Source organism: Pantoea sp. MT58 (assembly GCF_014495885.1).
GTDB classification, from domain to species: Bacteria; Pseudomonadota; Gammaproteobacteria; order Enterobacterales; family Enterobacteriaceae; genus Pantoea; species Pantoea eucalypti.
Map to the genome: position 1 here is coordinate 852,438 of NZ_CP061083.1, position 23,746 is coordinate 876,183.

Consider the following 23,746-nt stretch of genomic DNA (forward strand, 5'->3'; position numbering starts at 1 on the left):
CGCGTTAATGACCGCAGCTGTCAGCAGCCGGATGAATAAATAAAAGTTTGCCAAAACAAAAAGATCGCCGTGTTTAACCCAATTTCTCTCTGATACCCAACGCGATGTGTATGCAGTCAGAGCGGATGTAGCTCACGCTATATTTCAGGAGTGCATCATGAATAGTTTCAGCCAGACCGCGGAAACGGTGCAGAAGCGCACCAATGCCCGTTACTGGATTGTGGTGATGTTATTTATCGTCACCTCATTCAACTACGGTGACCGCGCAACCATTTCAATTGCCGGTTCGGCGATGTCCAAAGATATCGGCCTTGATTCAGTCGGACTTGGCTATATCTTCTCAGCGTTCTCATGGGCGTATGTCATTGGTCAGATTCCGGGCGGCTGGCTGCTCGATCGCTTCGGCTCAAAACGCGTCTACTTCTGGAGCATCTTCACCTGGTCGCTGTTTACCTTTCTGCAAGGGTTCGTCGATCTGTTCAGCGGCTTTGGCATCATCATGTCGCTGTTTATTCTGCGTTTCCTGGTCGGCCTGGCTGAAGCACCTTCTTTCCCGGGCAACAGCCGCATAGTCGCAGCCTGGTTCCCGGCGCAGGAACGCGGCACGGCGGTGGCGATCTTCAACTCGGCCCAATACTTTGCCACCGTGATCTTCGCACCGATTATGGGCTGGCTGGTCTCTTCCGTGGGCTGGGCGCACGTGTTCTGGTTCATGGGCGGCCTGGGCATCATCCTCAGTTTCATCTGGCTCAAAGTGATACACGATCCCACCGATCATCCTGGCGTGAATAAAGCTGAACTGGAGTACATGGAACAGGGCGGCGCGCTCATCAACATGGATGTCAAAAAGAACACCCGAAAAGTGAGCTGGAGCGAGAAGTGGTTCCAGATCAAACAGCTGCTGACGTCACGCATGATGCTGGGCATCTATCTCGGTCAATACTGTGTTAACGCCTTAACCTACTTCTTTATCACCTGGTTCCCGGTCTATCTGGTACAGGCGCGCGGCATGTCGATTCTTAAAGCGGGCTTTGTTGCGTCGATTCCGGCGGTGTGCGGCTTCCTCGGCGGCGTACTGGGCGGGGTGATCTCTGACTGGCTGATGCGTAAAACCGGCTCGCTGAATATCGCACGTAAAACGCCAATCGTTCTCGGCATGCTGCTCTCTATCTCAATGGTGATGTGTAACTACACCAATACCGAATGGATGGTGGTGTTCTTTATGGCACTGGCCTTCTTTGGTAAAGGCATCGGCGCGCTGGGCTGGGCGGTGATGGCAGATACCGCGCCGAAAGAGATCAGCGGCCTGAGCGGTGGTTTGTTCAACATGTTCGGTAACTTCTCCGGCATCGTCACGCCTATCGCCATCGGTTACATCATTGCCACCAGCGGTTCATTTGAAGGCGCGCTGGTTTATGTGGGGATTCACGCCTTTGTCGCGGCATTCAGCTTCCTGGTCATTGCCGGGGATATCAAACGTGTCGAACTGAAAACCTGGCCTGGTAAGGATGCATCATGAATACGCAAAGTTCGCCGGTGATTACTGACATGCGGGTTATCCCGGTCGCCGGTTATGACAGTATGCTGCTCAATATTGGCGGTGCACACAACGCCTGTTTTACCCGCAACATTGTGGTGCTCACTGATAGCGCCGGTCACACCGGCGTCGGTGAGGCGCCGGGCGGCGACACCATCTATCAGACGCTGGTGGAGGCGATTCCGCAGGTGAAAGGCCAGCAGATTGCCCGAATGAATCGTCTGGTGCAGCAGGTGCACAAAGGCAATCAGTCCGCCGACTTCACCACTTTCGGTAACGGTGCATGGACCTTTGAATTGCGGGTCAATGCGGTGGCTGCGCTTGAAGCCGCGCTGCTCGATCTGCTGGGACAGTGTCTGGGCGTACCGGTGGCTGAACTGCTGGGGCCGGGCAAACAGCGTGATGAAGTCACGGTGCTGGGCTACCTGTTCTATCTTGGCGACCGCCGTAAAACCGATCTTCCCTATCTTAGCGGTGATCAGGCCAGCCACGACTGGTATCACCTGCGTCATCAGGAAGCACTGACCAGCGATGCTGTCGTGCGCCTGGCTGAAGCGGCACAGGATAAATATGGCTTTAAAGATTTCAAGCTCAAAGGTGGCGTGCTGCCGGGTGAGCAGGAGATCGCCACGGCGGCGGCGCTCAAGCAGCGTTTTCCCGATGCCCGTATCACCGTCGATCCTAATGGAGCCTGGCTGCTGGATGAAGCCATCGCGCTGTGTAAAGGAATGCAGGATGTGCTGAGCTACGCCGAAGACCCCTGTGGCGCGGAGCAGGGCTATTCGGGCCGGGAAGTGATGGCTGAGTTCCGGCGCGCAACCGGCCTGCCCGTCGCCACAAATATGATCGCCACCAACTGGCGCGAGATGAACCACGCGGTGATGGTCAATGCGGTCGATATTCCGCTGGCCGATCCGCATTTCTGGACGCTGAGCGGTGCTGTTCGGGTCGCGCAGCTGTGCGATGAATGGGGCCTCACCTGGGGCTGTCACTCCAATAACCACTTTGATATTTCGCTGGCGATGTTTACCCATGTGGGTGCAGCAGCGCCAGGCAACCCGACCGCGATTGATACCCACTGGATCTGGCAGGAGGGCGATCAGCGCCTGACGAAAAATCCGCTGCAAATCCGCAACGGCAAAATTGCCGTACCGGATGCGCCTGGCCTGGGCATTGAGCTCGACTGGGAGCAGGTAAACAAAGCCCATCAGCTTTATCAGTCACTGCCCGCCGGTGCGCGTAACGACGCCACGGCGATGCAGTATCTGGTCCCTGGCTGGACTTTTGATCGCAAGCGTCCGGCATTTGGCCGTGCAACAGCATAAGGAGCAAGAGATGAGTTCAACACCGAAAGTGACCGCCATGCAGGTTATTCCGGTCGCAGGCTATGACAGCATGCTGCTAAACCTCAGCGGCGCTCACTCACCATTCTTTACCCGCAACATTGTGATTATCAAAGATAACGCCGGACACACTGGTGTTGGCGAAATTCCGGGCGGCGAGAAGATTCGCCAGACGCTGGAAGATGCGGCCTCGCTGGTGATCGGCAAAACGCTGGGTGAGTACAAAAATACCCTCAGCCTGGTGCGCAGCACCTTTGCTGACCGCGATGCGAACGGGCGCGGTAACCAGACCTTTGATCTGCGCACCACGATCCATGTGGTGACCGGTATCGAAGCGGCGCTGCTTGATTTGCTGGGTCAGCACCTGGGCGTCAACGTCGCCTCGCTGCTGGGTGACGGTCAGCAGCGTGACCGCGTGGAGATGCTCGGCTACCTGTTCTACATCGGCGACCGCAATAAAACCTCCCTCTCTTATCAGAACCAGCAGAACGATCCGTGCGACTGGTATCGCCTGCGCCATGAAGAGGCGCTCACGCCGGATGCGGTCGTACGTCTGGCGGAAGCGGCTTATGAGAAATATGGCTTTAACGATTTCAAACTCAAAGGCGGCGTGCTGCGCGGCGGCGAAGAGGCTGAAGCCGTTACCGCGCTGGCAAAACGTTTTCCTGAAGCCCGTATCACCCTCGATCCCAACGGAGCCTGGTCGCTCAACGAGGCGATCATGCTCGGCAAACAGCTTAAAGATGTGCTGGCCTACGCAGAAGATCCTTGTGGAGCCGAACAGGGCTACTCCGGTCGCGAAGTGATGGCTGAGTTCCGCCGCGCCACCGGCATGCCAACGGCCACCAATATGATCGCCACCGACTGGCGGCAGATGGGCCATACCCTGTCGCTGCAGTCAGTCGACATTCCGCTGGCTGACCCACATTTCTGGACCATGCAGGGTTCGGTGCGCGTGGCGCAGATGTGTCACGACTTCGGTCTGACCTGGGGCTCGCACTCCAATAACCACTTCGACATTTCGCTGGCGATGTTTACTCACGTTGCCGCTGCCGCGCCGGGTGCGATTACCGCCATTGATACCCACTGGATCTGGCAGGAGGGCAATCAGCGTCTGACCAAAGAGCCGTTCCAGATTAAAGGCGGTATGGTGCAGGTGCCGCAGAAACCGGGTCTCGGCGTAGAGCTGGATATGGATCAGGTGATGCAGGCCAATGCGCTCTATCAGAAGCAGGGACTGGGTGCACGTGACGATGCTGAAGCGATGCAGTTTTTAGTGCCGGGATGGACGTTCGACAATAAGCGCCCATGCCTGGTTCGTTAACCTTTTCGGCTCCCCAAGCGGAGCCATCGTCACAGGAGTTCAACCATGAGTAATGCAGCCTGGCCCAATGGATTTCGTCGTCGCCTGTTAGCGGGCGATACCCTGATTGGCAGCTGGTGCGCGCTGGCCAGTCCGATCTCGACTGAAATTCTGGGGCTGGCCGGTTTCGACTGGCTGGTCCTGGATGGAGAGCACGCGCCCAACGACATCACCACCTTTGTACCGCAGCTGATGGCGCTGAAAGGCAGCCACAGTGCGCCCGTGGTGCGTCCGCCCTGCAACGAGCCGGTGATCATTAAGCGTCTGCTGGATATCGGGTTTAACAATCTTCTGGTGCCGTTTGTCGAAACCGAAGAGGAAGCCCTGCGGGCTGTTGCCTCAACCCGCTATCCGCCAGCCGGGATTCGTGGTGTTTCGGTGTCGCATCGCAGCAACATGTACGGCACGCTGCCGGATTACAACAGCACCATCAATGACAACATCACGGTGCTGGTGCAGATCGAAACTCAGCAGGCGGTTGACAACATTGATGCCATCGCAGCGGTGGACGGTGTCGACGGCATTTTTGTCGGGCCGGGCGATCTCTCCGCTGCGCTGGGCTATCTCGGTCAGCCCGCACATCCCGAAGTACTGAAAGTGATTAAGCACATTTTTGAACGAGCCAAAGCCGCCGGTAAGCCGAGCGGCATTCTGGCACCGGTAGAAGCGGACGCGCGTCGCTATCTGGAGTGGGGCGCCACCTTTGTGGCTGTCGGCAGCGATGTCGGGATGTTCCGCAACGCCTCGCAGGCGTTATGCGACAAATTTAAGCGCTAATCGATTAAGGGGAAACGTCATGAAAATTGGATTTATCGGCCTGGGCATCATGGGCAAACCCATGAGTAAAAATCTGGTGAAAGCCGGGTATTCGCTGGTAGTGCGCGACAACAACACCGAAAACGAAGCGGAACTGGCTAAACTGGGCGCAACTGTGGCGAAAACGCCAAAAGAGGTGGCTGAGCAGTGCGATGTGGTGATTACCATGGTGCCCAATTCACCGCAGGTTATTGACGTCTGCCTGGGGAAAAACGGCATTATCGAAGGGGCGAAGCCAGGTCTGGTGGTCATCGACATGAGTTCCATTGCGCCGCTGGCGAGCCGTGAGGTACACGATGCGCTGGCAGAAAAGCAGATCAAAATGCTCGATGCGCCGGTCAGTGGCGGCGAACCCAAAGCGATTGAAGGAACGCTTTCGGTGATGGTCGGCGGTGATAAAGCCGTGTTCGATTCCTGCTATGACATCATGAAAGCGATGGCGGGCTCGGTGGTGCATACCGGCGACATCGGTGCGGGCAACGTGACTAAGCTGGCTAACCAGGTGATTGTGGCACTGAACATTGCGGCGATGTCCGAAGCGTTATCGCTGGCGACCAAAGCGGGTGTGAATCCGGATCTGGTTTATCAGGCGATTCGTGGCGGCCTGGCGGGCAGCACGGTGCTGGATGCCAAAGCGCCGATGGTGATGGATCGTAACTTCAAGCCCGGTTTCCGGATTGACCTGCACATCAAAGATCTGGCGAACGCGCTGGATACGTCGCACAGCATCGGTGCGCACCTGCCGCTGACGGCAGCAGTGATGGAGATGATGCAGGCGCTGCGCAATGACGGGCAGGGTAACGCCGACCACAGCGCACTGGCCTGCTATTATGAGAAGTTAGCGAAGGTTGAAATCGCCCGCTAAAACCCGATGCCGGTCTCCCCAACACCGGACTGGTTCAGAGCCGTTTCAATCACCCAACTGCGCTCGGATTGCCTATGAAAATCGTAATCGCACCGGATTCATATAAAGAGAGTTTATCCGCCCTGGATGTGGCATCGGCGATTGAAGCGGGTTTCCGTGACATCTTCCCCGATGCACATTACGTGAAAATACCGGTCGCCGACGGTGGCGAAGGCACGGTAGAAGCGATGGTGGCGGCGACGAAGGGAAAAATCGTCAGGCTGAAGGTGACCGGACCGTTGGGCACGCAGGTTGATGCCTTTTATGGCCTGTCCGGCGATGAGTCCACGGCCTATATCGAAATGGCCGCGGCCAGCGGACTGGAACAGGTTCCGGCAGCACAGCGTGACCCGCTGATAACGACCTCATTCGGCACCGGCGAGTTGATCAGGCATGCGCTGGATAAGGGCGTCGGCCATATCATCATTGGTATCGGCGGCAGCGCCACCAATGATGGCGGTGCCGGGATGATGCAGGCGCTCGGCGCCCGACTGCTGGACGCCCAGGGCGGCGAGATTGGTCACGGAGGCGGCGCACTCTCTGCGCTTGCCAGCATTGATATTGATGCACTGGATGCCCGCATTCATCAGTGCCGCATCGAAGTGGCGTGTGATGTTTCTAATCCGCTCACCGGAAAAGAGGGCGCATCGGCCATCTTCGGTCCGCAGAAAGGCGCGACACCGGCGCTGGTGCAGCAGCTCGATCAGGCATTGGTGCATTACGCCGCCATTATTCATCGCGATCTGGATATTGATGTCCTGCACATTCCTGGCGGTGGTGCAGCGGGCGGGATGGGGGCGGCACTGCACGCCTTTTGTCGGGCGGAACTGCGACGCGGCATTGAAATTGTCACAGAGGCGCTGGGGCTGGCTGACCAGGTGAAAGATGCTGATCTGGTGATTACCGGTGAAGGGCGTATCGACAGCCAGAGTATTAATGGCAAGGTGCCAATTGGTGTCGCCAGCGTGGCAAAACGTTTTAACAAGCCAGTGATTGGTATTGCTGGCAGCCTGACGGCGGATGTTGGCGTGGTGCATCAACATGGAATCGATGCGGTATTCAGCGTGCTTTACACCATCTGTTCGCTGGATGAAGCACTGGCCAGTGCCGGAAAAAATGTTGAGATGACGGCACGTAACGTGGCTGCCACGCTGAAACTGGCCGGATTCAGGTAACCGGCAGGCGCACCTGATTATTAAGCCCAGCCGGATTGAGCGGACATTGAGCAGACTGAAAAGGGCGTTGATATTCAGAATGTCTGTTTAAGCACCACGCTCTTTTCTGGCCAGCGCGCTGTAAGTTAGCCCTGCAAGCCGGTTAGCGTTTGAGACAGTGGCAGGTTCGGCGGCAGCTGCCGCCAGCCTTATCCAATTCCTAACAGCTGACGGGCTTCTCTGGCGACGTTTTCCATCTCATCCTGCAACTCCAGCAGCTCCGGTTCCAGTGCCGCGATGTCGCTGGCCTCCAGCAGTCCTCGCTCCAGCTGATGGCAGAGTTGTTTCATGCGCGGTACGCCGCTGTAGCTGGCGCTGCCGTGCAGCTTGTGAATAATCTCACGCAGGGCGTTGACCTCATTGGTCGCCATAAACTGCGCCATCTTCGCATGCACTTCCGGTAAAAATTCCAGCAGCATCCGCAGCAGATCGCGTGCCAGATCGGGTTTATTCGCCGCCTGTCGCAGTGCCAGTTGCCAGTCGAGCGTGGGTAATATTGGCAGCAGTTCAGGCACAGGGACCACCGGCGGCGGCGTATAGCGCGCCAGAAGCTGCCTTAACTTGCTCTCATCAATTGGCTTCGCAAGGTAGTCATTCATGCCTGCCTTGATCAACTGCTCGCGCTCGCCATCAATGGCATGGGCGGTCACTGCCACAATCGGCGTGCTGGCGTGTTGAGGCAGGCTACGGATAATTTCGCTGGCGCGAATGCCATCAATCTCAGGCATCTGAATATCCATCAGAATCACATCCAGCGGCTGCTGGCGAGCCTCGCGAATAGCGTGTTCAGCGCTGCTGCACAGCAGGATATTCTGCACCTGCTCCTCGAGCAGCGCGCCAATCAGTTTAAGATTGGCGGGATTATCATCCACCGCCATCACCGTCAGCGGCAGGCGGGGAGATGGCGGCAGTTCACTCATCTGACGGGTATGGAGATCCAGTAACATCGGCAGGAGTCGCGTCAGAGAGATTGGTTTCGCAATGCAGCCGTCAATGCCCCGCGCCTTCAGCTCATCAGCCAGCAACATCATCGGGCTGGGAAGCGCCATCAGCACATTGTCAGCCCGATCCAGCAGCCCATTAATCCTGCGCTCGTTGAGCAGTTCGGGCTGGCTGATATCGACGGGCATCGCCATCAGCAGCAGCGGATAGTGAGGTGCTTTTAATCCCTCCAGCGTTTCGCTGTAGTCAATCTGCAACGGTGTCGCGCTCAGCATCTCCAGCGCTGCGCTGGCAACATAAGCATCCGGTTCCACGTAGGCAATGCGCGCATGTGACAGCGCATCCAGCACGCGCGGCATGCCGGGTGCATTAGGATTAAGATCCAGCTGTACGCGAATGACAAAGACAGAGCCTTGATCCGGCTGGCTGCTAAAGGTGATTTCGCCGCCCATCTCCCGTACCAGTTTCTGGGTGATGACCAGCCCCAGCCCGGTACCGCCATGACGGCGCGAAATACTGGCGTCAGCCTGACGAAACGCCTGGAACATCTGGGTCTGTTGCTGCTCAGAGATGCCGATGCCGCTGTCCTCAACCTGAATCTCCAGCTCGACGCGCGACTGCGTAATCACCCGCTGTCCGACGCGCAGGCCGATGTATCCCTTCTCGGTAAACTTGATGGCGTTTCCGATCAGGTTGATCAGGATCTGTTGCAGGCGCAGCGCATCGCCAATCACATTATCCGGCACGCTGCTGTCACACACCACCGTCAGCTCCAGCCCTTTATCATGTGCCGACGGCGCCAGCAGCACCAGAGTTTCATCCAGCGTGGCGCGTAGCGGGAAGGGGATGGCCTCCAGCATCAGCTTGCCCGCTTCCAGCTTCGAGAAATCGAGCACGTCATTGATGATGCTGAGCAGGTTATTAGCCGAACGTTCAATGGTCTGCATATAGTCGCGCTGCGTCGTGCGCAGCTGGGTTTTCAGCATCTGGCGGGTAAAGCCCAGCACGCCATTCAGCGGCGTTCGCAGCTCATGGGACATATTGGCCAGAAACTCAGATTTGATGCGCGCCGCTTCCTGGGCGCGTTTCTTCGCCAGATCCAGCTCAACGTTCTGAATCTCCAGCTGTTCCAGTGTTTCCCGCAGATCGTAAGTCGCCTGGTCGATGTTGTGCTGCATCTCTTCGTGATAGGCAGTCAGCGACATGGCCATCGCGTTAATCCCGTTTTTCAGAATGCTGAGTTCACCCAGCATGTAACCCTCAACGCGGCTATCAAGCTGGCCGCGACGGATGCGGTCAACGGTGGTGACCATATTGCGGATGGGGCCGGTGACATCGCGCATCAGACGGTAAGCAAACAGCATGGCGAGGCAGAGGCAGAAGAGCAGCATCAGCGTGGCGACAAACACCTCTTTATACTGCTGTAAACGCACTGACTGTAGATCCAGCTCTATTGCCACATAGCCCAGCGGATTGCCCGATGGCTTGGCATCTTCATCCGGTAATTCATCCACATCGTAACGTTCGGTGGTAATCGGCGTGCGCAGAATCAGTATGCTGCCGTGACGTTCCATTGAAACATCGTCGGGCAGGCCGCGGATGTCATCCTGTTGCAACAGGCTGAGGTTTTGCTTGTGATTGGAGGTGACGTAGAGCTGATTGTGGTTATCAAACACCGAGATCGCCCGAACAATGGCGGAGTGGCGACGATGCAGCAGGCTGACCAGTTCACGCATGGCATCACGATTGTGCCAGGTCATGCTGTATTCGCTGGAAATCGCCAGGGGTTCGATGATGTTGGCCCCGGCATCGATTACCTGTCGCTGTAGCTCATTGTAGCGGTGCACCACAAAAAATGAGCTGAGCAGCAGGCCAACCATCAGCGTGGGTGCCAGAATTAAAATCATCATTCGCGCCCGAAGGCTGTATTTGGTCATAATAGTCGCCTGGCTACTCCGGCATTAACGTCCCTGTGCATGCTGTCGATAAAGCTATGCAGGTCGTTTTTCGATAAAGAGAATGAATAACACTATGGCGCAATTCTACGTTGCAAAACAGCGCGTGACGACGCAACAACGCCTCACCGTCACCATTGAGGAGCTTGACCCGTTTGGACAAGGTGTGGCACGCCACAAGGGCAAAACCCTGTTTGTCGCGGGTGCCCTGCCGGGTGAACAGGCTGAGATTGTGCTTACAGAGGATAAACGTCAATTTGCCCGGGCGAAAGTGACTCGGCTGATTAGCCGCAGTCCGGCTCGGGTGACACCGCGCTGCCCGCACTATGATCGCTGCGGCGGTTGCCAGCAGCAGCATGCCGATGTGGCACTGCAACAGCAGAGCAAAGCGCAGGCACTGAGCCGGATGCTGAGCCAGGCCGCCTCACAGAGTGTCGCGGTGGATGAGGTGATCGCCGGTCAGCCCTGGGGTTACCGCCGTCGTGCGCGTCTGGGTCTGCAATGGCAAAATAAAGCGCAGCGATTGCAGATGGGATTCCGGCAGGAAGCCAGCAACGATCTGGTCGATATACAGCACTGCCCCGTTTTAGTGCCCGAACTTGAGGCATTGCTGGTTCCGCTGCACCAGTGTCTCAGCGACCTGCGAGCTGTCAGGCGTCTCGGGCATGTGGAACTGGTGCTGGCGGACAATGGCCCGCTGATGATTCTGCGCCATCTTGATGCGCTGCATACAGATGACCGTGAAAAACTGGAACAGTTTTCGCATAAACATCAGCTGATGCTGTTCCTGGATGCGGGCGATGAAAATCTGACGGCGTTAAGTGAATCGATGCCCTTTTATCACTCTCATCAACTTAAGCTAACCTTCAATCCACAGGATTTTATCCAGGTTAATGATGGGGTGAATCAGCAGATGGTCGCGAAGGCGATCGCCTGGCTGGATTTGCAGCCGGAAGACCGCGTGCTGGATCTGTTTTGTGGCATGGGAAACTTCACACTTCCTGTAGGAATCTTCGTACAAAATGTGGTTGGTGTGGAGGGGATTGCAGCATTAGTGCGGCAGGCAGCGTATAATGCTGATTTGAATAATCTTAAAAATGTAAGTTTCTTTCAGCATAATCTGGAAGAAGAGGTGTCGCGCCAGCCGTGGGCGACACAGGGGTTTAACAAGGTATTACTCGATCCGGCACGCGCCGGGGCTGCGGGCGTAATGGCGCATGTGGTTAAACTTGCACCAGAACGTGTGGTCTATGTTTCGTGTAATCCCACAACACTCGCCCGCGACAGCCAGATATTGCTGTCAGCAGGCTACCAATTGGAAAGGGTCGCGATGCTGGATATGTTTCCTCATACCCGTCATCTCGAATCCATGGTGCTGTTCAGAAAAACATAAGCGATGAATGTCGTTGTGCAGGAGAGGTTATGGTTGCGGTCAGAAGTGCGCATTTAAATACCGAGGGAGATTTCGCCCTCGACCAGTGGATCGCCAGTCTCGGTATTGCCAACCCGCAATCATGTCAACGCGTTGCCGAGACCTGGCGCTACTGCGAAGCGCAGACGCAGGGCCATCCCGATCAGTCGCTGCTTCTGTGGCGCGGTATCGAGATGGTGGAAATCCTCTCAATGCTCAGCATGGATATTGAAAGCCTGTGTGCAGCACTGATTTTCCCGCTGGCTAACGATGAAGTGGTCAGTGAAGAAGAGCTGGAAACCGCCGTCGGTAAAGGCATTGTCTCGCTGGTGCACGGCGTGCGTGACATGGACGCCATTCGCCAGCTGAAAGCGATTCACAACGACTCCATGGCCTCTGAACAGGTGGATAATGTCCGCCGCATGCTGCTGGCAATGGTGGAAGATTTCCGCTGCGTAGTGCTGAAGCTGGCCGAACGCATCATGAACCTGCGCGAAATGAAAGATGCGCCGGAAGATGAGCGGGTGCTGGCGGCCAAAGAGAGCACCAACATCTATGCACCTCTGGCCAACCGTCTGGGTATCGGTCAGCTCAAATGGGAGCTGGAAGATTATTGCTTCCGCTATCTCCATCCCGACGAATACAAGCGCATTGCCAAACTACTGCATGAGCGGCGAATTGATCGTGAGCAGTACATCGACAATTTTGTCAGCAACCTGCGCAAAGAGATGGCGAAAGAGGGCGTGCGCGCCGAAGTTTATGGTCGTCCGAAACATATCTACAGCATCTGGCGGAAGATGCAGAAAAAGTCGCTGGCCTTTGATGAGCTGTTTGATGTGCGTGCGGTGCGTATCGTCGCCGACCGCCTGCAGGATTGCTACGGCGCACTGGGTACGGTACATACGCTTTATCGCCATCTGCCCAGCGAGTTCGATGACTACGTGGCCAACCCCAAGCCCAACGGCTACCAGTCGATTCATACCGTCGTGCTTGGGCCGCAGGGCAAAACGGTGGAGATCCAGATCCGTACCCGACAGATGCACGAAGATGCCGAACTGGGCGTTGCGGCACACTGGAAGTACAAAGAGGGCCCCACCTCCAGCAGCGCGCGTGGCGCAGCGGGCCACGAAGAGCGCATTGCCTGGCTGCGTAAGCTGATCAGCTGGCAGGAAGAGATGGCTGACTCCGGCGAGTTGCTGGAAGAAGTCCGTAGCCAGGTGTTTGATGACCGGGTCTACGTCTTTACGCCAAAAGGTGACGTCGTGGATCTGCCCGCAGGTTCGACACCGCTCGACTTCGCCTACCACATTCACAGTGACATCGGTCACCGCTGCATCGGCGCAAAAATTGGTGGCCGCATCGTGCCGTTCACCTACCAGCTGCAGATGGGCGACCAGGTTGAAGTGATTACCCAGAAACAGCCGAACCCGAGCCGTGACTGGCTCAACCCGAACCTGGGCTACATTACCACCAGCCGTGGACGCTCGAAGATCCACAACTGGTTCCGCAAGCAGGATCGCGACAAGAATATTATCGCCGGACGGCAGATTCTGGATAACGAACTGAATCAGCTTGATATCAGCCTGCGCGAAGCGGAAAAACTGCTGCTGCCGCGCTATAACGTGACCTCGCTTGAAGAGTTGCTGGCGGCGATTGGCGGCGGCGATATTCGTCTGAATCAGATGGTTAACTTCCTGCAGGCGAAGCTGAACAAGCCGAGTGCTGAAGAGGAAGATCGCGAAGCGCTGCGCCAGCTGACTCAGAAAGCCTACTCTCAGCCTGCGCGCAAAGAGAGTGGTCGCGTGGTCGTGGAGGGCGTAGGCAATCTGATGCACCACATCGCCCGCTGCTGCCAGCCGATTCCGGGGGATGACATTGTCGGCTTCATCACCCAGGGGCGCGGCATCTCGATTCACCGCGCGGACTGTGACCAGCTGGCTGAACTCACGTCGCACGCGCCGGAACGTATCGTCGATGCGGTATGGGGCGAAAGCTACTCCAGCGGTTACTCGCTGGTGGTGCGTGTCACCGCCAACGATCGCAGCGGCTTACTGCGCGACATCACCACGATTCTCGCCAACGAGAAAGTGAATGTACTGGGCGTCTCAAGCCGCAGCGACACCAAAAAGCAGCTGGCGACTATCGATATGGATATTGAGATCTACAACCACCAGGTTCTGGGACGTGTCCTGGCGCGACTGAACCAGGTCTCTGATATCATTGATGCCCGCCGCCTGCACTGATATTCAGTCAGGCTCTGAAGCAACCGGCAACAGGAGGTTGCGCGGGCGTTTTCTGCACCCTGAAACCCGGCCGGATGCTGTTCACCACATCCGGCCGGGTTACACGCCTTGCTTCTCTGATCGTTGCCCATCACCTGATTCATCAAGGAACCGCCTGAATGAACGCTATTGAGCGCCTGCTTGGCATAATGAAAACGCTGCGCGATCCACAGCATGGTTGCCCATGGGATCGTGAACAGACCTTTGCCACTATTGCGCCCTATACCCTGGAAGAGACTTACGAAGTGCTGGACGCCATTCAGCGCGAAGATTTTGACGACCTGCGCGGCGAACTGGGCGATCTGCTGTTTCAGGTAGTGTTCTATGCGCAGATGGCCAGCGAACAGGAACGCTTCAATTTCGAGGATATCTGTGTTGCTATCAGCGACAAGCTGGAGCGACGTCATCCGCATATTTTTGGCGATGCCACAGCAGAAACCAGCAGCGACGTGCTGAAAAACTGGGAAGCGATTAAAACTGCCGAGCGTGCGGACAAAGCCCAGCATTCCGCGCTGGATGATATCCCCAAAGCGCTGCCCGCATTGATGCGCGCCCACAAGATTCAGAAGCGCTGTCACAACGTCGGCTTCGACTGGACCACGCTGGGACCGGTGGTGGCAAAAGTGCATGAAGAGATTGATGAAGTGATGCACGAGGCGCAGCAGAGCGTGGTGGATGGTGAGAAGCTGGAAGAGGAGATTGGCGACCTGCTGTTTGCCACGGTTAACCTCTCGCGTCATCTTGGCAGCAAAGCGGAAACCGCACTGCAAAAGGCGAATGACAAGTTTGAGCGCCGGTTCCGTGAAGTGGAAGCAATTATCAATGCACAAGGTCTCAGCATGCCGGGCGCCACACTGGAGCAAATGGAGGCCGCCTGGCAGCAGGTGAAACAGGGCGAGAAGCGCTGATTATTCCACCGCTGTGCATAAAGTCGCCGTTTACGCTTACTCGATTCAGCGCGGCGGCAACTTTGTGACGCACATCAACATTTCATCGGCAGCTATCCGCTATGTTAAGACGCAGCAATGCGTTGGAGGATGGCTGTGATTCATCAATTGTGGCTGATAGCGGTTTCCAGTATACTGTTTTCCCGTCCTGGTTATTCCACCGTCTTTAAACCTAAACTCTCAGGTTCAGCATGACAACGAATTATATTTTTGTGACCGGCGGGGTCGTTTCCTCTCTGGGTAAAGGCATTGCCGCAGCCTCCCTCGCAGCCATTCTCGAAGCGCGTGGTCTGAACGTGACCATCATGAAGCTGGACCCGTATATCAACGTGGATCCAGGCACCATGAGCCCGACACAGCACGGTGAAGTTTTCGTCACTGATGACGGCGCTGAAACCGATCTGGATTTGGGTCACTACGAGCGCTTCATCCGCACCAAAATGTCGCGTCGTAACAACTTCACCACTGGCCGTATCTACTCAGAAGTCCTGCGCAAAGAACGCCGTGGCGACTATCTGGGCGCAACTATTCAGGTTATCCCGCACATCACCAACGCCATCAAAGAACGCATCATTGAAGGCGGTGAAGGTCATGATGTGGTGCTGGTTGAAATCGGCGGCACGGTAGGAGATATCGAATCACTGCCGTTCCTGGAAGCGATTCGCCAGATGGCCGTGGATGTGGGCCGCGAACACACGATGTATATGCACCTGACGCTGGTGCCTTATATGGCGGCGGCGGGTGAAGTGAAAACGAAACCGACTCAGCACTCTGTAAAAGAGCTGCTGTCGATTGGTATCCAGCCAGATGTGCTGATTTGCCGTTCTGACCGTGCCGTACCGGCCAATGAACGTGCCAAAATCGCCCTGTTCTGTAACGTCCCTGAAAAAGCGGTTATTTCGCTGAAAGACGTTGATTCCATCTACAAGATTCCTGGCATGCTGAAGTCGCAGGGCCTGGATGACTATATCTGTAAGCGCTTCAACCTGAATGCACCGGAAGCCAACCTGGCTGAGTGGGAGCAGGTGATTTACGAAGAAGCCAATCCGGGTGGTGAAGTCACCATCGGTATGGTGGGCAAGTATGTTGAGCTGCCGGATGCCTACAAGTCAGTCATCGAAGCGCTGAAACATGGCGGCCTGAAAAATCGCGTCACTGTGAACATCAAACTGATCGATTCGCAGGATGTTGAGTCACGTGGTGTCGAATTACTGAAAGATTTGGATGCGATTCTGATTCCAGGTGGCTTCGGTTACCGTGGCGTGGAAGGCAAGCTGATGACCGCGCAATACGCACGTGAAAACAACGTGCCTTACCTCGGCATCTGCCTGGGTATGCAGGTCGCGCTGATGGAGTTTGCCCGCAATGTCGCTGGCATGCCTGGCGCCAACTCCACTGAATTTGTGCCAGACTGTAAATATCCGGTGGTGGCATTAATCACCGAATGGCGTGACGAAGATGGCAACGTCGAAGTCCGCAGCGAGCAGAGCGATCTGGGCGGCACTATGCGTCTGGGCAGCCAGCAGTGTCAGTTAACGCCGGGCAGTCAGGTTCGCCAGCTCTACGGCTCTGACACCATCGTTGAGCGCCATCGCCACCGCTATGAAGTGAACAATATGCTGTTAAAGCAGATTGAAGCAGCCGGTCTGCGCGTAGCAGGTCGCTCGGGTGATGATCAACTGGTTGAGATTATCGAACTCCCGAACCATCCGTGGTTTGTGGCTTGCCAGTTCCACCCTGAGTTTACCTCGACCCCACGCGACGGCCATCCGTTGTTTGCCGGCTTTGTTAAAGCCGCGCATGAGCATCAGAAGCGTTTAGCGAAGTAAGTTTCACAGGCAGCGCGCGAACTTTTCGCGCGTTGCCTGTCTTAGGATTGACTAACTTGTACTGAGGAAAATCGTAATGTCCAAAATCGTAAAAGTCATCGGTCGCGAAATTATCGACTCACGTGGTAACCCGACTGTTGAAGCTGAAGTGCATCTGGAAGGCGGTTTCGTTGGCCTGGCCGCTGCGCCATCAGGTGCCTCTACCGGTTCACGCGAAGCGCTGGAACTGCGTGACGGTGACAAATCACGTTTCCTGGGCAAAGGCGTAACCAAAGCCGTTGCTGCAGTAAACGGTCCGATTGCTGAAGCGGTAAAAGGCAAAGACGCGAAAGATCAGGCGAACATCGATAAGATCATGATCGACCTGGACGGTACTGAGAACAAATCTAACTTCGGTGCTAACGCCATTCTGGCCGTTTCACTGGCAGCGGCTAAAGCTGCTGCAGCCTCTAAAGGTCAGCCGCTGTATGAGCACATCGCTGAACTGAACGGCACCCCAGGCAAATACTCTATGCCACTGCCAATGATGAACATCATCAACGGCGGCGAGCATGCCGACAACAACGTCGACATCCAGGAATTCATGATTCAGCCGGTTGGTGCAGCAAACCTGAAAGAAGCCATCCGTATGGGTTCTGAAGTTTTCCACAACCTGGCAAAAGTGCTGAAAAGCAAAGGCATGAGCACTGCAGTGGGTGACGAAGGTGGCTACGCGCCTAACCTGGGTTCTAACGCAGAAGCCCTGGCCGTTATCGCTGAAGCGGTAAAAGCAGCAGGCTACGAGCTGGGTAAAGACATCACCCTGGCAATGGACTGTGCAGCATCTGAGTTCTACAAAGATGGCAAATATGTTCTGGCCGGTGAAGGCGGTAAAGCGTTTACCTCTGAAGAGTTCACCCACTTCCTGGAAGATCTGACTAAACAGTATCCGATCGTTTCTATCGAAGATGGCCTGGACGAATCTGACTGGGACGGCTTCGCTTACCAGACTAAAGTGCTGGGCGACAAAATCCAGCTGGTGGGCGATGATCTGTTCGTCACCAACACCAAAATCCTGAAAGAAGGTATCGATAAAGGTATCGCTAACTCCATTCTGATCAAATTCAACCAGATCGGTTCTCTGACCGAAACCCTGGCTGCGATCAAAATGGCGAAAGACGCAGGCTACACTGCCGTGATCTCTCACCGTTCAGGCGAAACCGAAGATGCCACCATCGCTGACCTGGCGGTAGGTACTGCAGCGGGCCAGATCAAAACCGGTTCAATGAGCCGTTCTGACCGTGTTGCTAAGTACAACCAGCTGATCCGTATCGAAGAAGCGCTGGGTTCTAAAGCGCCATTCAACGGTCTGAAAGAAGTTAAAGGTCAGTAATGACCCTGTGCTGATGTCGCGTTAAGCGGCATCGCATATTCTGAAAGCCCCGCCTTGTGCGGGGCTTTTGCTTTTTCGTGTCGCGCAGCTGTTGTTGTGCGGCACACGCTGGCATAATCAGCGCCCCGATTTCTCCAGGCGAGTAAAAAATGTTCTACCCGATTAACGAAATGTTCCAGACACTGCAGGGCGAAGGTTATTACACCGGCGTGCCTGCCATTTTCATTCGCTTACAGGGATGCCCGGTGGGCTGTAGCTGGTGCGATACCAAACACACCTGGGAAAAGCGGACAGATCGGGAAACGTCGCTGGGCGATATTTTGATCAAGACAGTGGAAAGCGATGCGTGGGGTGATGCCGACGCGGCGACCCTGGTGAATGCCATTGCACAGCAGGGCTGGACGGCCCGGCACGTGGTGATTACCGGCGGCGAACCGGCGATTTACGATCTGCGTCCGTTAACGACTGCGCTGGAACAGCACGGTTTTCAATGTCAGATTGAGACCAGCGGAACGCACGAGATTCACTGTTCCGAACAGACCTGGGTGACCGTCTCCCCGAAAGTCAACATGCGCGGCGGTTATGATGTGCTGCCTCAGGCGCTGAGCCGGGCCGATGAAATCAAGCATCCGGTGGCGCGCGAGCGTGATGTGGACGCGCTGGATCTGCTGCTGGCAGGAATAGACGACACTAAAGCCCGGATCATCGCGTTACAGCCGATCAGCCGCAAAGATGATGCCACCCGACTCTGCATCGAGACCTGCATTGCACGTAACTGGCGTCTGTCGATGCAAACCCATAAGTACCTGAATATTGCCTGATTAAGCGTATTGCGTGGTTAATCGCGGGGAAACGAGCGTGAAGGGCGGGACAGAGAGGAAATAGCGTCGGATCGAAGGGTTCGATCCGACAGGCTTAGCCGCGGTAAACGCAGCCTGCAGTGCAGGTTTCTTTGATCATCACCGCGCTTAACAGCGGCAGTTCTGGCTTCATCTGATCCCAGATCCATTTTGCCAGCACTTCGCTGGTGGGATTTTCCAGGCCAGGAATATCATTCAGATAGTAGTGATCCAGCCGATTATAGAGGGGCTTAAACGCCGCCTTCAGTTCAGCAAAATCCATAACCCAGCCGGTATGCGCATCCACTTCGCCGGTAATCTCCAGACGAACCAGGAACGAATGACCGTGCAGACGGCCACATTTGTGTCCGGCCGGCACATTCGGTAGATGGTGCGCGGCTTCGAACTGGAACTCTTTAAACAAGGTGGTAGACATAGTGGTTCTCAGACATTAAAAAACCGCTGAATTCTACCTGATTACCGCTTTTTTCGCACCCGCACCGCACAAACCGATACGTTTCCCGCGGCGTTAATTCCCGGTAACCAGCTAATCAACTGATATATCACCGCTTTGCTTACCACTTTTAACGATTATGCCTACCTGGAAAACCCTTTAGTCATTTTGGTTATTTGATATGTCGAAGGTGTATTTAATCGTTAATATACAGACCGGTAACCTACGCACTCTTCCGCCATTTACGGTCCGGACTTCTGATACTGGAATTTTTAACGCGATGACGACTCAGGCACCTGGTTCTATGCTTCCGCTCTCACCGGAACAACTCGCCCGCTTACAGGCGGCGACGACAGATTATTCCCCGACTCAACTGGCGTGGCTGTCCGGCTATTTCTGGGGTCGGGTAGAACAGACGCCAGGTAGCGCCGTCGCAGGCAGTACACCCGCTCCGGTAGACGTGCCCGCCATTACGCTGCTTTCTGCCTCCCAGACTGGCAATGCCCGTCGTCTGGCTGAGCAGTTGCGTGATGACCTGCTGGCCGCGAAGCTCAACGTAAACCTGGTGAACGCCGGTGATTACAAGTTCAAACAGATTGGCCAGGAAAAAATGCTGGTCGTGGTGACCTCCACCCAGGGCGAAGGTGAGCCGCCGGAAGAGGCGGTGGCACTGCATAAATTCCTGATGTCGAAAAAGGCACCGAAAATGGCCGGTGCAGCCTTTGCGGTGTTTGGCCTGGGCGACACCTCGTACGAATTTTTCAGTCAGGCGGGCAAAGATTTTGACAACCGTCTGGCAGAGCTGGGTGGCGAGCGTCTGCTGGATCGCGTCGATGCGGATGTTGAGTATGCTGAGCAGGCTTCCGCCTGGCGCAGTGCGCTGACGGAAATTCTGAAAAAGCGCGTGCCGACCGAATCCCCGGCGCAGGCTGCGGCGACAGCGGCAGGCAGCGTCAACGAAGTCACCACCAGTCCCTACAGCAAAGAGTCTCCGCTCAGCGCCAGTCTGGCGGTAAATCAGAAAATCACCGGACGTGACTCAGACAAAGATGTGCGCCATATCGAAATCGATCTGGGCGACTCGGGTCTCCGCTACCAGCCTGGCGATGCGCTGGGCGTCTGGTATGAAAATGACGCGGCGCTGGTCAGCGAGCTGCTGGAGCTGGTCTGGCTGAAAGGCGATGAGTCAGTAGAGGTTCAGGGCAAAACCCTGCCGCTGGCTGAGGCGCTGCAGAAGCATTTCGAGCTGACGGTGAATACTGCGCAGATCGTGGCGCAGTACGCCCAGCTGTCCCGCAACGCCGAGCTGCTGTCACTGGTGGATGATAAAGCCAGGCTGCAGCAGTATGCGCAGCACTATCCGATTGTGGATATGGTGCGTCTGGCCCCGGCTGAGCTCACCGCAGAACAGCTGACCGGCCTGCTGCGACCGCTGACGCCGCGACTCTACTCTATTGCCTCCTCGCAGGCCGAAACCGAGTCCGAAGTACACATCACCGTAGGTGCGGTGCGCTTTGATATTGAAGGTCGCCAGCGCGGCGGCGGGGCTTCGACCTGGCTGGCCGATCGCATCGAAGAAGAGGGCGAGGTCCGGGTCTTCATCGAACACAACGACAATTTCCGCCTGCCGGCTAATCCGGACGCGCCTGTGATCATGATTGGTCCGGGCACCGGCATCGCGCCGTTCCGCGCCTTTATGCAGCAGCGCGACAACGACGGTGCCAGCGGTAAAAACTGGCTATTCTTTGGTAATCCGCACTTCACCGACGATTTCCTCTACCAGGTGGAGTGGCAGAAATATGTGAAGGATGGCCTGCTGACGAATATCGACCTCGCCTGGTCACGCGATCAGGCAGAGAAGATTTACGTACAGGATAAGATCCGTGCGAAAGGGGCCGAAGTCTGGCGCTGGATTGAAGAGGGCGCGCATCTTTATGTCTGTGGCGATGCGAACCGTATGGCAAAAGACGTCGAGCAGGCACTGCTGGATGTGGTGGTCGAACACGGCGGAATGGATCGTGAAACGGCCGACGAATTTTTAAGTGAGCTGCGCATTGAGCGCCGTTATCAGCGAGACGTTTACTAATGAGCGATAAACACCCTGGACCGCTGGTTGTCGAAGGCAAATTAACAGACGCTGAGCGTCTGAAGAAGCAGAGCAACTATCTGCGCGGCACCATCAAAGAAGATCTGGAAGAAGGTCTGACCGGCGGTTTCACCGGCGACAACTTCCTGCTGATCCGCTTTCACGGCATGTACCAGCAGGATGACCGCGACATTCGCGCCGAACGTGCCGAGCAGAAGCTGGAGCCGCGTCACGCAATGATGCTGCGCTGCCGACTGCCGGGCGGCATCATTACGCCGACCCAGTGGCTGGCTATCGACAAATTTGCTACCGATAAAACCATTTACGGCAGCATCCGTCTGACCAACCGTCAGACCTTCCAGTTTCACGGCATTCTGAAGAAGAACGTCAAGCCGACGCATCAGATGCTGCATGAAGTGGGACTGGATGCGCTGGCGACCGCCAACGACGTAAACCGTAACGTGCTCTGTACCTCGAACCCGGTAGAGTCTGAGCTGCATCAGGAAGCCTATGAGTGGGCGAAGAAGCTCTCTGAGCATCTGCTGCCGCGCACCCGTGCCTATGCAGAGATCTGGTGGGATAAAGAAAAAGTCGCAACCACTGATGAAGAGCCGATTCTCGGTGAAACCTATCTGCCGCGTAAATTCAAAACCACAGTCGTGATTCCGCCGCACAACGATGTGGATCTGCACGCCAACGATCTGAACTTTGTTGCGGTCGCTGAGAATGGCAAGCTGGTGGGCTTCAACCTGCTGGTGGGCGGCGGCCTGTCGATCGAGCACGGTAACAAAGCGACTTACGCGCGCACCGCCAGCGAGTTTGGATACTTCCCGGTAGAGAAGATCCTTGATGTGGCCGAGGCGGTTGTGACGACTCAGCGCGACTGGGGCAACCGTACCGATCGTAAAAACGCCAAAACCAAATACACCCTGGAACGCGTTGGCGTCGAGACGTTTAAAGCGGAAGTTGAAAAACGTGCTGGTGTGACGTTTGAGCCGATTCGTCCGTATGAGTTCACCACCCGTGGCGATCGTATTGGCTGGATCAAAGGCATCGACAACAAATGGCACCTGACGCTGTTTATTGAAAATGGTCGTCTGCTCGATTATCCGGGCCGACCGCTGAAAAGCGGCATCGCTGAAATTGCGAAAATTCATCAGGGTGATTTCCGTCTGACCGCCAACCAGAATCTGATTGTGGCAGGCGTGCCGGAAAGTGAGAAAGCGCAGATCGAAGCGATCGCCCGTGAGCATGGTCTGATGGATCAGGTTACGCCTCAGCGCGAAAACTCGATGGCCTGCGTCGCGTTCCCGACCTGTCCGCTGGCGATGGCAGAAGCCGAACGTTTCCTGCCAGCGTTTGTGACCAAAGTAGAAGGCATCATGCACGCGCATGGCGTCGGCGATGAGCACATAGTGTTACGCGTTACCGGTTGTCCGAACGGTTGCGGCCGTGCCATGCTGGCTGAGCTGGGTCTGGTGGGTAAAGCGCCAGGCCGCTACAACCTGCATCTGGGCGGAAACCGCAGCGGAACGCGTATTCCCCGTATGTACCGTGAAAACATTAACGAAAGCGAAATTCTCGCCACGATTGATGAGCTGGTGGGACGCTGGGCCACCGAGCGCCAGGCCGCAGAAGGCTTTGGTGACTTCACCATCCGCGCGGGCATTGTTGCGCCGGTGCTGGACCCGGCACGCGATTTTTGGGAGGAAGCAAAATGAGTCAGCCCGACCTCGCAGCACTGAATGAGATGTCCAAAGTCCAGCGTGCCATGGCGCTGGCCGCGACCAATGCGCAGCTGGAGAAGTCATCAGCGGAAGAGCGGGTCAGCTGGGCGCTGGAGAATCTGCCGGGCGCTTATGTGCTCTCCTCCAGTTTCGGTATTCAGGCCGCGGTGTCGCTGCACCTGGTGACGCGCCAGCAGCCCGATATTCCGGTGATCCTGACTGACACCGGCTATCTGTTCCCGGAGACCTATCGTTTTATTGATGAGCTGGCGGACCAGCTCAACCTCAACCTCAAAGTGTTTCGCGCCGAGACCTCACCGGCCTGGCAGGAAGCGCGTTACGGCAAACTGTGGGAGCAGGGCGTCGAGGGGATTGAGAAATATAACGAGATTAACAAAGTCGAGCCGATGAACCGCGCCATCGAAACCCTGGGCGCGCAGACCTGGTTTGCTGGCCTCCGCCGCGACCAGTCAGGCAGCCGGGCGAATCTGCCGGTGCTGGGTGTACAGCGTGGCGTCTTTAAGCTGCTGCCGATTATCGACTGGGATAACCGCCAGATTCATCAGTACCTGGAGCAGCACAAGCTTAAGTACCATCCGCTGTGGGATGAAGGCTATCTTTCAGTGGGCGATACCCACACCACCCGCAAGTGGGAGCCGGGTATGGCAGAAGAAGAGACACGCTTCTTCGGTCTCAAGCGCGAGTGTGGTCTGCACGAAGGGTAA

General features: G+C 56.1%; 17 protein-coding genes. 15 read left to right on the plus strand and 2 right to left on the minus strand.

Annotation, left to right across the window (positions count from 1 at the left end; translation table 11 throughout):
• Positions 1-157: 157 nt before the first annotated feature.
• The 6 genes from IAI47_RS04080 (at position 158) to IAI47_RS04105 (ending at position 7,138) form a co-directional block, all read left to right on the plus strand.
• Positions 158-1,519, plus strand: coding sequence for an MFS transporter (locus IAI47_RS04080; protein WP_003854623.1), 1,362 nt, complete (start codon positions 158-160; stop codon positions 1,517-1,519).
• A complete protein-coding gene (locus IAI47_RS04085; protein ID WP_008927116.1) occupies positions 1,516-2,862 on the plus strand; it encodes an enolase C-terminal domain-like protein in 1,347 nt (448 codons plus the stop codon). The genes IAI47_RS04080 and IAI47_RS04085 overlap by 4 nt, the downstream gene beginning before the upstream one ends.
• A gap of 10 nt (positions 2,863-2,872) precedes the next feature.
• Complete coding sequence (gene gudD, locus IAI47_RS04090) at positions 2,873-4,204, plus strand: glucarate dehydratase (protein WP_008927115.1); 1,332 nt, start codon at positions 2,873-2,875, stop codon at positions 4,202-4,204.
• Between the two features lie 45 nt (positions 4,205-4,249).
• A complete protein-coding gene (gene garL / locus IAI47_RS04095) occupies positions 4,250-5,020 on the plus strand; it encodes a 2-dehydro-3-deoxyglucarate aldolase (protein WP_003854622.1) in 771 nt (256 codons plus the stop codon).
• Positions 5,021-5,039: 19 nt separating this feature from the next.
• Complete coding sequence (garR, locus tag IAI47_RS04100; RefSeq protein WP_003854621.1) at positions 5,040-5,924, plus strand: 2-hydroxy-3-oxopropionate reductase; 885 nt, start codon at positions 5,040-5,042, stop codon at positions 5,922-5,924.
• 74 nt (positions 5,925-5,998) lie between these two features.
• Positions 5,999-7,138, plus strand: a complete 1,140-nt coding sequence (locus IAI47_RS04105) for a glycerate kinase (RefSeq protein WP_003854619.1) — start codon at positions 5,999-6,001, stop codon at positions 7,136-7,138.
• A gap of 188 nt (positions 7,139-7,326) precedes the next feature.
• Here the strand turns inward: IAI47_RS04105 and barA are convergent, their stop codons facing one another.
• A complete protein-coding gene (gene barA / locus IAI47_RS04110) occupies positions 7,327-10,056 on the minus strand; it encodes a two-component sensor histidine kinase BarA (protein WP_008927114.1) in 2,730 nt (909 codons plus the stop codon).
• Positions 10,057-10,150: 94 nt separating this feature from the next.
• On the opposite strand from barA, the gene rlmD reads away from it, so the two are divergent.
• The 6 genes from rlmD to queE all read left to right on the plus strand — a co-directional run bounded on the left by rlmD (position 10,151) and on the right by queE (position 18,736).
• A complete protein-coding gene (gene rlmD, locus IAI47_RS04115) occupies positions 10,151-11,467 on the plus strand; it encodes a 23S rRNA (uracil(1939)-C(5))-methyltransferase RlmD (RefSeq protein WP_003854615.1) in 1,317 nt (438 codons plus the stop codon).
• Between the two features lie 29 nt (positions 11,468-11,496).
• Positions 11,497-13,728 carry a GTP diphosphokinase gene (gene relA / locus IAI47_RS04120; protein ID WP_003854613.1) on the plus strand — a complete coding sequence of 744 codons (2,232 nt, stop codon included), beginning with the start codon at positions 11,497-11,499 and terminating at the stop codon, positions 13,726-13,728.
• A gap of 158 nt (positions 13,729-13,886) precedes the next feature.
• Positions 13,887-14,675 (plus strand): nucleoside triphosphate pyrophosphohydrolase, encoded by a 789-nt coding sequence (gene mazG / locus IAI47_RS04125; protein ID WP_008927113.1) that lies wholly within the window; start codon positions 13,887-13,889, stop codon positions 14,673-14,675.
• 230 nt (positions 14,676-14,905) lie between these two features.
• Complete coding sequence (pyrG, locus tag IAI47_RS04130; protein WP_003854607.1) at positions 14,906-16,543, plus strand: glutamine hydrolyzing CTP synthase; 1,638 nt, start codon at positions 14,906-14,908, stop codon at positions 16,541-16,543.
• Positions 16,544-16,619: 76 nt separating this feature from the next.
• Positions 16,620-17,915 carry a phosphopyruvate hydratase gene (eno, locus tag IAI47_RS04135; RefSeq protein WP_008927112.1) on the plus strand — a complete coding sequence of 432 codons (1,296 nt, stop codon included), beginning with the start codon at positions 16,620-16,622 and terminating at the stop codon, positions 17,913-17,915.
• A 149-nt stretch (positions 17,916-18,064) separates the two neighbouring features.
• A complete protein-coding gene (gene queE / locus IAI47_RS04140; RefSeq protein ID WP_008927111.1) occupies positions 18,065-18,736 on the plus strand; it encodes a 7-carboxy-7-deazaguanine synthase QueE in 672 nt (223 codons plus the stop codon).
• 94 nt (positions 18,737-18,830) lie between these two features.
• On the opposite strand, the gene queD is transcribed toward queE, so the two are convergent.
• Entirely contained in the window at positions 18,831-19,190 is a 360-nt protein-coding gene (gene queD / locus IAI47_RS04145; RefSeq protein WP_004571212.1) for a 6-carboxytetrahydropterin synthase QueD, read from the minus strand.
• A gap of 298 nt (positions 19,191-19,488) precedes the next feature.
• Here queD and cysJ point away from each other — a divergent pair, with 298 nt between their 5' ends.
• From cysJ to IAI47_RS04160, 3 genes are read left to right on the plus strand one after another with little or no spacing between them, the layout of a single operon-like run.
• Complete coding sequence (cysJ, locus tag IAI47_RS04150) at positions 19,489-21,294, plus strand: NADPH-dependent assimilatory sulfite reductase flavoprotein subunit (RefSeq protein WP_033743630.1); 1,806 nt, start codon at positions 19,489-19,491, stop codon at positions 21,292-21,294.
• Positions 21,294-23,015 carry an assimilatory sulfite reductase (NADPH) hemoprotein subunit gene (cysI, locus tag IAI47_RS04155; protein WP_004571210.1) on the plus strand — a complete coding sequence of 574 codons (1,722 nt, stop codon included), beginning with the start codon at positions 21,294-21,296 and terminating at the stop codon, positions 23,013-23,015. The genes cysJ and cysI overlap by 1 nt, the downstream gene beginning before the upstream one ends.
• Positions 23,012-23,746 (plus strand): phosphoadenylyl-sulfate reductase, encoded by a 735-nt coding sequence (locus tag IAI47_RS04160; RefSeq protein ID WP_004571209.1) that lies wholly within the window; start codon positions 23,012-23,014, stop codon positions 23,744-23,746. Before cysI ends, IAI47_RS04160 begins: the two co-directional genes overlap by 4 nt.

Excerpts from the sequence above, each read along its gene's own strand:
- IAI47_RS04080 (WP_003854623.1), top strand. The coding sequence starts at position 158 with ATGAATAGTTTCAGCCAGACCGCGGAAACGGTGCAGAAGCGCACCAAT.
- IAI47_RS04085 (WP_008927116.1), top strand. The coding sequence starts at position 1,516 with ATGAATACGCAAAGTTCGCCGGTGATTACTGACATGCGGGTTATCCCG.
- gudD (WP_008927115.1), top strand. The coding sequence starts at position 2,873 with ATGAGTTCAACACCGAAAGTGACCGCCATGCAGGTTATTCCGGTCGCA.
- garL (WP_003854622.1), top strand. The coding sequence starts at position 4,250 with ATGAGTAATGCAGCCTGGCCCAATGGATTTCGTCGTCGCCTGTTAGCG.
- garR (WP_003854621.1), top strand. The coding sequence starts at position 5,040 with ATGAAAATTGGATTTATCGGCCTGGGCATCATGGGCAAACCCATGAGT.
- IAI47_RS04105 (WP_003854619.1), top strand. The coding sequence starts at position 5,999 with ATGAAAATCGTAATCGCACCGGATTCATATAAAGAGAGTTTATCCGCC.
- barA (WP_008927114.1), bottom strand. The coding sequence starts at position 10,056 with ATGACCAAATACAGCCTTCGGGCGCGAATGATGATTTTAATTCTGGCA.
- rlmD (WP_003854615.1), top strand. The coding sequence starts at position 10,151 with ATGGCGCAATTCTACGTTGCAAAACAGCGCGTGACGACGCAACAACGC.
- relA (WP_003854613.1), top strand. The coding sequence starts at position 11,497 with ATGGTTGCGGTCAGAAGTGCGCATTTAAATACCGAGGGAGATTTCGCC.
- mazG (WP_008927113.1), top strand. The coding sequence starts at position 13,887 with ATGAACGCTATTGAGCGCCTGCTTGGCATAATGAAAACGCTGCGCGAT.
- pyrG (WP_003854607.1), top strand. The coding sequence starts at position 14,906 with ATGACAACGAATTATATTTTTGTGACCGGCGGGGTCGTTTCCTCTCTG.
- eno (WP_008927112.1), top strand. The coding sequence starts at position 16,620 with ATGTCCAAAATCGTAAAAGTCATCGGTCGCGAAATTATCGACTCACGT.
- queE (WP_008927111.1), top strand. The coding sequence starts at position 18,065 with ATGTTCTACCCGATTAACGAAATGTTCCAGACACTGCAGGGCGAAGGT.
- queD (WP_004571212.1), bottom strand. The coding sequence starts at position 19,190 with ATGTCTACCACCTTGTTTAAAGAGTTCCAGTTCGAAGCCGCGCACCAT.
- cysJ (WP_033743630.1), top strand. The coding sequence starts at position 19,489 with ATGACGACTCAGGCACCTGGTTCTATGCTTCCGCTCTCACCGGAACAA.
- cysI (WP_004571210.1), top strand. The coding sequence starts at position 21,294 with ATGAGCGATAAACACCCTGGACCGCTGGTTGTCGAAGGCAAATTAACA.
- IAI47_RS04160 (WP_004571209.1), top strand. The coding sequence starts at position 23,012 with ATGAGTCAGCCCGACCTCGCAGCACTGAATGAGATGTCCAAAGTCCAG.